The following is a 9275-nucleotide window of genomic DNA, read 5'->3' as shown; positions in this document are numbered from 1 at the left end:
CTCGGCCAGGCGCGGCAGGCGGCGAAAGTCGATGCGAGCCGCCACGCCACTGGCCGCGCACACCTCGGACAGGTGGCCAGCCAGGCCAAAGCCGGTGACGTCGGTCATCGCACGCACCCCTTCGATGCGCGCAAGGGCGGCACCGATACGGTTGCTGATCAGCATGGTTTCCCGCGCCAGGCCATGGTGACCGCTTTCCAGAAGCCCCTGCTTCTCCGCCGTGGTCAGCATGCCCACCCCCAGCGGCTTGGTCAGAAACAGCAGATCGCCGGGCTTGGCGCCCTTGTTGAGCTTCAGGTGCTTGAGTTCCACCAGACCGTTGACCGCAAGACCGAAGATCGGCTCCGGGGCATCGATGGAGTGGCCGCCCGCCAGCGCCAGGCCCAGCTCACGACATACCGCCTGAGCCCCGGCCACCACGTCACCGGCGATGTCCGCGCCCAGCTTGTCCAGCGGCCAGCCCAGAATGCCCAACGCCATCACCGGGTCACCGCCCATGGCGTAGACGTCGCTGATGGCGTTGGTGGCGGCGATGCGGCCGAAGTCGAAGGGGTCATCGACGATCGGCATGAAGAAGTCGGTGGTGCTGATCATGCCGCGCCCGTCGCCCAGGTCGAAGACGGCGGCGTCCTCTCGTCCCTGGTTGCCGACGATCATCTTCGAGTGGCTCGCTCCCGGACCGGCCTTGGCCAGGATGCTGTCGAGCACATCGGGGGCGATCTTGCAGCCACAGCCGGCACCGTGACTGTATTGGGTCAAGCGGATGGCGCTCATGGAAGTCTCCTTGGCAATGATGGGCCCATTCTACACCAGCAGGACCGGCGGAATCGGCACGGCGCAGTCACCATCGTCCTGATCACAACCCGGGTAACCGGCGGTGATCAGGGTATGGTCTGGCGCCCTGGTGATCAGTTCATGGATGGGGTTACAGCACTTCGAGGGCGTCGGCGAGCTTGTCCACCGCCACCACCTCCATCCCCGCCGGGGAGTTCTTGGGAGCGTTACCCCGGGGCACGATGGCACGGGTAAAACCGTGCTTGGCGGCCTCGACGATACGCTCCTGGCCGCTCGGCACGGGGCGAATCTCCCCGGACAGGCCAACCTCGCCGAATACCACCAGCTCGCGCGGCAGTGCCCTGCCCTGCAGGCTCGACACCACCGCCAGCAATACCGCCAGGTCGGCACTGGTCTCCAGCACCTTGACCCCGCCGACGACGTTGAGAAAGACGTCCTGGTCGCCAGTAAACAGGCCACCGTGACGGTGCAGCACCGCCAGCAGCATCGACAGGCGATTGGCGTCCAGCCCCACCGCGACGCGGCGCGGGTTGCCCAGCGCCGACTCGTCGAGCAGTGCCTGCACCTCCACCAGGATCGGCCGGGTGCCTTCCCACACCACCATCACCAGGCTGCCGGGGGCCTGCTCCTGCTGACGCGAAAGGAAGATCGCGCTGGGGTTCTTCACCTCCTTCATGCCGTGTTCCAGCATGGCGAAGACGCCCAGCTCGTTGACCGCACCGAAGCGGTTCTTCTGGCCGCGCAGGGTACGGAAGCGGGAATCGGCGCCGCCTTCCAGCAACAGGGAGGCGTCGATCATGTGCTCGAGCACCTTGGGCCCGGCCAGGCTGCCGTCCTTGGTGACGTGGCCGACCAGCAGCAGCACCGTGCTGGACTGCTTGGCGAAACGGGTTAGTGCCGCCGCGGATTCGCGTACCTGGGCCACACCACCCGGCGCCGACGAGATGTCCTCCAGATGCATGGTCTGGATCGAGTCGATCACCAGCACCTCGGGGCGCTCGCGCTCGGCCACCGCCAGGATGGTCTCGACGCTGGTCTCCGCCAGCATCTTGAGTCCCTGGGTCGGCAACTGCAGGCGGTGGGCGCGCATCGCCACCTGGGACAGCGACTCCTCGCCGGTGACGTAGAGTACGCTGCGCTCCTGAGCCAGCTTACAGGCGGTCTGCAGCAGCAAGGTGGACTTGCCGGCCCCGGGGTGGCCGCCCAGCAGCACCGCGGAGCCCGGCACCAGACCGCCACCGAGTACGCGGTCGAACTCGGCAAAGGTCGACGACAACCGCGGTACCTCCGACAGATCCACGTTGGCCAGATCCACCACCTCACGCGACAGGCTGCCGGCGTAGCCACCGCGCGCCGTCGCGCCGGCGCTCGACCCGCTTCTGGCAGGCGAGGACAGACGCACCTCGGTCAAGGTGTTCCACTCCTGGCAGCTGGAACACTGCCCCTGCCATTTGCGGTACTCGGCACCGCACTCGGTGCACACGAAGGCGCTCTTGGCCTTGGCCATGAATCCTCTCTCTATCGGTTCAATCGGGTTCGTTCGTCAGCGATGGTCAACACTGCGGCTTGCCGCCGTGTCCCGGGTAGCACTTGTCGTCCTCAACACGGCGGTAGCGGCGAAACACCTCCATCTCCCAGGGGCGCATGGCGATCATCAGGCTGACACCAAAGCGCTGCTCGAGCGGCAGCGACAGATCTTCCTGATGACAGTGGCGAAGGTCCAGCGCCAGCCGCCGAAGCTTCTGCTGCATCACCTCATTGGAGCGCACCGACAGCATGCCATTGACGAACAGTCTTATCTCGCCCGGGCGATCGAAGCGACACGCCAGGAAATCCTCCTGGACCCGGGACTCGAAGAAGCGCTGGATAGGCCCTTGCGGCTGCCACTGGAAGTCATAGCTGATCAGCAGCTTGATGCGATTGCCCGGCAGCAGCTCGATCAATCCCATACGATCGAGCCGCACCAGGTGCGTTATCACCTGAGGCTCGCCGAGCGAATAGGTCGCACAGATATCTTCAAAGCGCCAGCGATTAAGCGCACAGAAGGCCACCAGCAGCAGCGACATGTCAGAGACCAGCTCCTGCTCAAGCTCAGGGGCGATCGCGTCGACCAGCACCTGGGGCTCCAGCTGGCGTACAAGGTCTGTGATCTCAAGACCGACCAGGGCACACACCTGATCCAGGCGCTGCAGCGAAAACTGGCGCTCGGCGAACAGCCGCTTGACGCTGGCCTCGGACAGGCCAAGCGCCGCCGCCACCTGCTGATAGGTGACGCCATTGGCCCGCAGTGCCGCCTTGAGCGCATCCACAATCGCCACCGTCTGCGCCATGACTCACATCCCTCATCGCCGAAAGCCCCGGCCAAGGTAGCAGAATACGCGACTCACGGCTCAACAACACGCTACCTTCCGGATCCTGCTGGCGTACCGCGCCCCGACCTCGCCATAGTGCCATCGACGCCGCGCTCGCCACACCCGGTAGGCGATGTCGGCTCCACCACCCAGTAAGCAGGAGATCTCCATGGAAAATGAAGCGAGCAACAATTCGTCAGGCTGGCTGTTCTTCGTCAAGGTCACCTTTGCCATCGCGCTGGCCGCCATGGCGGTCGGCATCGTGATGGCGCCCATCGACCTGCTGGTCAAAAGCTATCTCGGCGTGTGTTCACTGTTTCTGGTCTCCACCACCATCACCCTGTCCAAGACGCTACGCGATGACCACGAGAGCCGGCGCTTCCACAACCGCATCTCCGAGGCTCGCACCCAGCAACTTCTCAAGGAATACACGGAGTAGCCACCATGTCACTTTGGACGAAACTGCACACCCTGGTTCGAGCGACAGCCAACGAACCGGTAGAGAAGCTGGTGGATGCCAACGCATTGCGGATCATGGCCCAGGAGATCCGTGAGGCCGAGCAGGCCTTGCACCAGGCACGCCTCGATCTCGCTGGCCTGATCGCCGAACGCAGACAGCTCGAGCGCCACAACCAGCAACTGGCCGAGCAGCTCGAAGCCAGAGAGCACCAGGCTCGCGCGGCCCTCGAACAGGACGATGAAGCGCTGGCCTTGGCCGTGGCCAGCCGCATCGCCGAGGTCGAAAGCCAATTGACCTCACAGCGACAGCACGCCGAGGCCTTGTCGCGACAGGAACAGACCCTGCGCGAGGATCTCGGACAAGCAGCCCAGTCACTGCGCCACTACCAGCGCGAAATGAAACTGGCCAAGGCGCGAGGTGGCAATGCTGGCCTTGGGCGGAAGCTGGGCGCTTGCAGTACCGGGCTCCAGCGACATATGGACGAAATTGCAACCAGCTACGAACGAATCCGCACGTCCCAGCAACACCAGGCAGAGGTCACGACGGCCCTCAAGGAGCTGGATGAAGAGGCCAGCGGCCAGGATCTGGATCGACGCCTCAGGACGTCGGGTATCCTCGAGGGATCGATGGACGCCAGGAGTGTGCTTGCCCGGCTAAAGGCCCAAGGGAGCGCGGCTGCCGTTCCAGGCGAATCGCCCAGTGGGGCATGAGCCCTGCGATCAGCGCGAGCACCGCCAGCGCTTCGAAACAGCTCCAGGCGGTGCCGAGCGGGCCTGTCGGCACAATACCATCACGTCAAGACGCCAAAGGGCGGCCCACCTGGGGCCGCCCTTTGTGTTCGACACTTGCATGTCGTGCGACTTACTGCTGGCGGGTCAGCTGCAGCATGTCGTTGTTCTGGAAGCGACGACGCTGGGGGTCGATCAGCTCCAGAGTCTGCGGATTGACGCGCATGAAGTAGTAGGTCTGGCCTTCACCGTTGGGGACCAGCTCGTAGACGGTGGCCTCCGGATTGTCGGCGGTACCGGTCAGCACATCCCAGTTGCCGGAGTAGTTCTCGTTCGGCGGATTCTGGGGATGGTTCTGGTAGGCCGCGGTCAGATCGAAGGTGCGCTGCGCCGGGGCGCTCTGGTCTTCACCTTCCATGGTAACCGTCAGGGCGATGCCGTCGCAGTTACGGCACGGCAGGGTCCCCTGGTAGGTCGCCGAGGTCGCCTGGATGGCTTCACCACCGGAGCCCTCGTCGCTGGGGCCACTCGCACAGCCGGCCAAAAGGGCGAGCATGGCGGATCCCGCCAGCAAAGTCCTGAGTTGCATATTAGTCCTCCTAACCATTGAGCATGGAACCGACGAATCGGCAGCCTGCCGACAGCATAACCTCCCAGCTTCGTTGCGCACAGCCCTGTATCGCTGCCGGCTCACGACACCGGAGGCATCACGTGGGCGAACACCAGGCCAAGCACGATCGGCATCACGATCAGACTACCGAGGTTGCCGATCAGCACCAGCGACGCCACCGAATGCGGCTGCTGGCGATACTGCTCGGCCACCAGGTAGTTGAGCACCGCCGGCGGCAGGGCAGCGAACACCCACAGCGACGCGGCCTTGAGTCCCTCTAGTTCAAGCAGCATGATCAACGGCCAGGCCAGCAATAACCCGGAAAGCGGGCACAGCACCGCTCCGAGCAGTCCGGTCTTCCAGTCACCGAAGTCGATGTCGAGCATCCGCACGCCCAGGGCGAACAGCAACAGCGGGATGCACACACCACCGAGCATATGCATCGCCTCCAGCAGCCAGCCCGGTAGCGAAAGCCCGGACAGATTGACCGCCAGGCCAGCGAGGCTCGCCAGCACGATGGGCATGCGCAAAAGGCGCCACAGCGGCGTATGGGGACTGAGCATCTTCAGTCCCAGCGAGAAGTGCAGCAGCATTTCGACGATGAACAGCACCACTGCCGCCGGCAGCGCCTGCTCACCGAAGGCCAGGATCAGCAGCGGGATGCCCATGTTGCCGGAATTGTTGAACATCATCGGCGGCACAAAGGTCTTCGGCTCGAGCCTGAGCCACTTCACCACCGGCCATACCAGCAGCCCCGACCCCACTACCACCACGGCGCCGGCCAACGCCAGCCAGGCGTAGTCCTCAAGCGGCGCCTGGCGGTCGGCCAGCACCACAAATACCAGCATGGGCACGAACAGCTCCATGTTGAGGGTGTTGAGGCTACGGATGTCGGGAGAGCGCAACTTGCCATAGAGGGTACCGGCCCCCGAAATCAGAAATACCGGTAGCAGAGTGGCGAGGATCTGAGCGGTCATGGAGTCTCTTAGGCGGCAAACGGTCAGCGCTCGCAGCCTAGCACGTCAGCGACTTGCGCAGGGCTCTGGCAGCGGTCACCATGACCAAAGTGGTAATCAAGCCTTCGATTCTGCCAAGCCTGCCAAGCGAGAGACCATGAGCCAGTTGTGGAGTCCCAACGTTCGGGAACTGACCCCCTACGTGCCGGGCGAACAGCCCCGCGAGAAGCTGATCAAGCTCAACACCAACGAGAACCCCTACCCGCCCGCGCCTGGCGTGGAACGGGTCCTGCGCGAGTTCTCGGCGGACCATCTGCGGCGCTACCCGGACCCCACCTCGAGCGCCCTGCGTGAGGCCCTGGCCCAGGCCCTCGGCACGACCTCCGCCAACGTCTTCGCCGGCAATGGCTCCGACGAGGTGCTGGCGCTGGCCTTCCAGGCCTTCTTCCGCCAGGACAAGCCGCTGGCGATGCCGGATATCTCCTACAGCTTCTATCCGGTCTACTGCCGCATGTACGACATCGACAGCCAGCGTTTCGCGCTGGACGATCAGTGGCGTGTCGACCTGGACGCCCTGGCCAGCGACAGCGGCGGCGTGATCTTTGCCAACCCCAATGCCCCCACCGGTCACGGCCATGGCCGCGAGGCCATCGCGGCCTTGCTCGACAAGGTCACCGACCGCGTGGTGCTGGTGGACGAAGCCTACGTGGACTTTGGCGGCGAGAGCGCCGTTCCCCTGGTCGAGCGCTACCCCAACCTGCTGGTGACCGGCACCTTCTCCAAGTCGCGCAGCCTGGCAGGGCTTCGCCTTGGCTACGCGGTGGGCTCACCGGTGTTGATCGAGGGTCTGACCCGGGTGAAGGACTCCTTCAACTCCTACCCGGTGGACGCCCTGGCCAGCGCCATCGGCATCGCCGCACTGGAAGACAGCGACTACTTCGAGGCCACGCGTCAGGCGGTGATCACCACACGCGAACGTACTCGCCAGCGTCTCGATGACCTGGGCTTCGAGGTGCTACCGTCACAGACCAACTTCGTGCTGGCGTCACACCCCAAGCACGACGCAGCCCAGCTTTTCGTCGGTCTGCGCGAGCGCGGCATCCTGGTACGCCACTTCAATACCGAGACGCTGCGCGATCATCTGCGTATTTCCATCGGCACCGATGACGAGATGGACTCGCTGATCGAGGTGCTCAGCGACCTCTGTCGCTAGGCCACAACATCGGGCGCCGCGCGGCGCCCCTTCTTTGCAAGAGGCCCCCATGAGTGAGCGTCTGCCGTTGACCGGAGTGCACCACGTCGCCCTGATCACCGCTGACTACGAACGCGCCCGGCGCTTCTATCTTGAGGTGCTCGACGCCCGCATCCTCAACGAGGCCTACCGCCACGAGCGTGACAGCTACAAACTGGACCTGGCCCTGCCCGGAGGCATCCAGCTCGAGCTGTTCTCTTTTCCCTCTCCGCCGCCTCGGCCAAGCTATCCCGAGGCCTGCGGTCTTCGTCACCTTGCCCTGGCAACATCAGACCTGGACGCCAGCGTCGCGTTGCTGAAGCGGCGTGGCGCGCGACCCGAACCTATCCGAGTCGACGAGTTCACCGGTGCCCGCTTCACCTTCTTCGCAGCCCCTGACGGAACACCTATCGAACTCTACGAGACGCAAGCCTGACGTCACCGCAACCACACAGCGCTTCAGCCGATTCCGCCACTGTCCCTGACCCGCGAGGCAAGCACCATGCTCAAGGTAGGCTTCTTCAGCTCTCAGCCCTACGAACGCCCCTTCTTTTCCGATGAGCATCACCCGCAGCTGAGTATCGTGCACTTCGAGCAACGCCTCAGCACCCGCACCGTGACCCTCTGCCAGGGACTCGATGCAGTGTGCGTATTCGTCAACGATGAGCTCGATCGCACCGTGCTCGAGCGTTTGGCCGTGGTAGGGGTACGCCTGGTCGCGCTCAGGTGCGCAGGATTCAATAACGTTGACCTCGACGCCGCTCGCCGGCTTAACATCCAGGTGTGTCGCGTACCGTCCTACAGCCCCGACGCCGTTGCCGAGCACTGTGTCGCTTTGATGCTCACGCTCAGCCGCAAGATCCACAAGGCCTACAACCGGGTGCGTGAGGATAACTTCGACCTCAATGGCCTGCTCGGCTTCAACCTCGCCGGCAAGACCGTCGGGATCGTCGGCTTCGGCCAGATCGGCCGCTCCCTGGCGGGTATCCTGAGCGGCTTTGGCTGCCGCGTGCTGGTCACCGACCCAGCCCCCATCCGCATCCCCGACCAAGCCGACATCGCGCAGGTCGAGTTCGATGAATTGCTGGCACACAGCGACATCATCTCGCTGCACTGTCCGCTCACCCCAGACACCCACCACCTGATCGACGAGTCGGCCTTTTCCCGAATGAAGGACGGGGTGATGCTGATCAACACAAGCCGCGGCGCCCTGGTCGACACACGCGCCTGTATCGAGGCACTCAAGCGTCGCAAGCTCGGTTACCTGGGTCTCGACGTCTACGAGCAGGAAGCCGGCATGTTCTTCGAGGACCGCAGCGACGACATCCCGCTGGACGACGTCTTTGCCCGCCTTATCAGCTTCCCCAATGTCGTCGTCACCGGCCACCAGGGCTTCTTCACCCGGGAAGCCCTGAGCGAGATCGCATCGACCACGCTGGAAAGCCTCGCCGCCTTCGAGGAAGGGCGTTCTCTCGATCAGCACTGTCAGCTCTAGAGAGTCGACGCTGCCCTGAACAAAAGAAGCCCGACTCCTCTTGGAGTTGGGCCTTCTTTTGAATAGATACCTGACGATGACACTTAGACAGCAAGGTCGCTCGCATGGGGGTGAGTCACCCCAGCGCTCTTTACAAGGGCTGCGGCAACGCCGCAAGGGGGGGACGAACGACGCGAGCCCGCCCTTGAGAAGAGCCAGGCCGGACCGCGCCGAGGGGGCGGCGGCCCGGCCCCACATATAAAGAGAGGGGCTGAACTTGTAGAGAGCCATGCATGCGCTCTTTACAAAACGAAGGCCCGACTATCTCTCGATAATCGGGCCTACTTCTGAATAAATGCCTGACGATGACGCTTAGACAGCAAGGTCGCTCGCATGGGGGTGAGTCACCCCAAGGTTTGCAGCGAAGCTGCAAGGGGTGACGAACGACGCGAGCCTGCGAGCGGCCGGACCGCGCCGAGGGGGTTATCGGCGCGGCCCCACAAATAAAAAGCGGGGCCTTCCCATGCATGCGAAAAAGCCCGATTATCTCTCGATAACCGGGCTTCTTCTGAATAAATGCCTGACGATGACCTACTCTCGCATGGGGAGACCCCACACTACCATCGGCGCTGAGCGGTTTCACTTCTGAGTTCGGCAAGGGATCAGGTGG

At 63.9% G+C, this 9275-nt stretch carries 10 protein-coding genes and 1 rRNA gene; 5 read left to right on the top strand and 6 right to left on the bottom strand.

Translation table 11 applies throughout. The features are described 5' to 3' along the window. The 3 genes from selD to NH448_RS22515 all read right to left on the bottom strand — a co-directional run. Positions 1-774 (bottom strand): selenide, water dikinase SelD (gene selD / locus NH448_RS22525; protein ID WP_253029505.1); only part of this gene is annotated, 774 nt, incomplete at its 3' end. A 151-nt stretch (positions 775-925) separates the two neighbouring features. Next, complete coding sequence (gene radA, locus NH448_RS22520) at positions 926-2302, bottom strand: DNA repair protein RadA (RefSeq protein WP_045994661.1); 1377 nt, start codon at positions 2300-2302, stop codon at positions 926-928. A gap of 46 nt (positions 2303-2348) precedes the next feature. Beyond that, positions 2349-3125 (bottom strand): helix-turn-helix transcriptional regulator, encoded by a 777-nt coding sequence (locus tag NH448_RS22515; protein WP_045994660.1) that lies wholly within the window; start codon positions 3123-3125, stop codon positions 2349-2351. 190 nt (positions 3126-3315) lie between these two features. Between NH448_RS22515 and NH448_RS22510 the strand changes: the two genes are divergently transcribed. After that, the gene (locus NH448_RS22510) at positions 3316-3585 is read left to right on the top strand and encodes a YiaA/YiaB family inner membrane protein (protein ID WP_253029504.1); all 270 of its coding nucleotides are present in this window, start codon (positions 3316-3318) and stop codon (positions 3583-3585) included. 5 nt (positions 3586-3590) lie between these two features. Beyond that, entirely contained in the window at positions 3591-4316 is a 726-nt protein-coding gene (locus NH448_RS22505; RefSeq protein ID WP_045994658.1) for a PspA/IM30 family protein, read from the top strand. Between the two features lie 151 nt (positions 4317-4467). On the opposite strand, the gene NH448_RS22500 is transcribed toward NH448_RS22505, so the two are convergent. Both NH448_RS22500 and NH448_RS22495 read right to left on the bottom strand, forming a co-directional pair. Beyond that, positions 4468-4923 (bottom strand): copper resistance protein NlpE N-terminal domain-containing protein, encoded by a 456-nt coding sequence (locus NH448_RS22500; RefSeq protein WP_045994657.1) that lies wholly within the window; start codon positions 4921-4923, stop codon positions 4468-4470. A 101-nt stretch (positions 4924-5024) separates the two neighbouring features. Next, positions 5025-5921, bottom strand: coding sequence for an AEC family transporter (locus tag NH448_RS22495; protein ID WP_045994656.1), 897 nt, complete (start codon positions 5919-5921; stop codon positions 5025-5027). 136 nt (positions 5922-6057) lie between these two features. Here NH448_RS22495 and hisC point away from each other — a divergent pair, with 136 nt between their 5' ends. From hisC to NH448_RS22480, 3 genes are all read left to right on the top strand, one after another. Next, a complete protein-coding gene (gene hisC, locus NH448_RS22490; protein WP_253029503.1) occupies positions 6058-7113 on the top strand; it encodes a histidinol-phosphate transaminase in 1056 nt (351 codons plus the stop codon). 49 nt (positions 7114-7162) lie between these two features. After that, a complete protein-coding gene (locus NH448_RS22485) occupies positions 7163-7567 on the top strand; it encodes a VOC family protein (protein ID WP_045994654.1) in 405 nt (134 codons plus the stop codon). A gap of 66 nt (positions 7568-7633) precedes the next feature. Next, on the top strand, positions 7634-8626 hold the full coding sequence (locus NH448_RS22480; protein ID WP_045994653.1) for a 2-hydroxyacid dehydrogenase: 993 nt from the start codon (positions 7634-7636) through the stop codon (positions 8624-8626). A 557-nt stretch (positions 8627-9183) separates the two neighbouring features. Here the strand turns inward: NH448_RS22480 and rrf are convergent. Further along, positions 9184-9275 (bottom strand): 5S ribosomal RNA (gene rrf, locus NH448_RS22475); the annotation flags it as partial.

This window comes from Halomonas sp. OfavH-34-E (assembly GCF_024124525.1).
Taxonomy (GTDB): Bacteria; Pseudomonadota; Gammaproteobacteria; order Pseudomonadales; family Halomonadaceae; genus Halomonas; species Halomonas litopenaei.
Note: the sequence above shows the minus strand (reverse complement) of the source record. Positions and strands in the feature narration are given on the sequence as shown.

What these genes read in the sequence shown, in the direction of transcription:
- radA (WP_045994661.1), bottom strand. Translation starts at nt 2,302, where the DNA reads ATGGCCAAGGCCAAGAGCGCCTTCGTGTGCACCGAGTGCGGTGCCGAG.
- NH448_RS22515 (WP_045994660.1), bottom strand. Translation starts at nt 3,125, where the DNA reads ATGGCGCAGACGGTGGCGATTGTGGATGCGCTCAAGGCGGCACTGCGG.
- NH448_RS22510 (WP_253029504.1), top strand. Translation starts at nt 3,316, where the DNA reads ATGGAAAATGAAGCGAGCAACAATTCGTCAGGCTGGCTGTTCTTCGTC.
- NH448_RS22505 (WP_045994658.1), top strand. Translation starts at nt 3,591, where the DNA reads ATGTCACTTTGGACGAAACTGCACACCCTGGTTCGAGCGACAGCCAAC.
- NH448_RS22500 (WP_045994657.1), bottom strand. Translation starts at nt 4,923, where the DNA reads ATGCAACTCAGGACTTTGCTGGCGGGATCCGCCATGCTCGCCCTTTTG.
- NH448_RS22495 (WP_045994656.1), bottom strand. Translation starts at nt 5,921, where the DNA reads ATGACCGCTCAGATCCTCGCCACTCTGCTACCGGTATTTCTGATTTCG.
- hisC (WP_253029503.1), top strand. Translation starts at nt 6,058, where the DNA reads ATGAGCCAGTTGTGGAGTCCCAACGTTCGGGAACTGACCCCCTACGTG.
- NH448_RS22485 (WP_045994654.1), top strand. Translation starts at nt 7,163, where the DNA reads ATGAGTGAGCGTCTGCCGTTGACCGGAGTGCACCACGTCGCCCTGATC.
- NH448_RS22480 (WP_045994653.1), top strand. Translation starts at nt 7,634, where the DNA reads ATGCTCAAGGTAGGCTTCTTCAGCTCTCAGCCCTACGAACGCCCCTTC.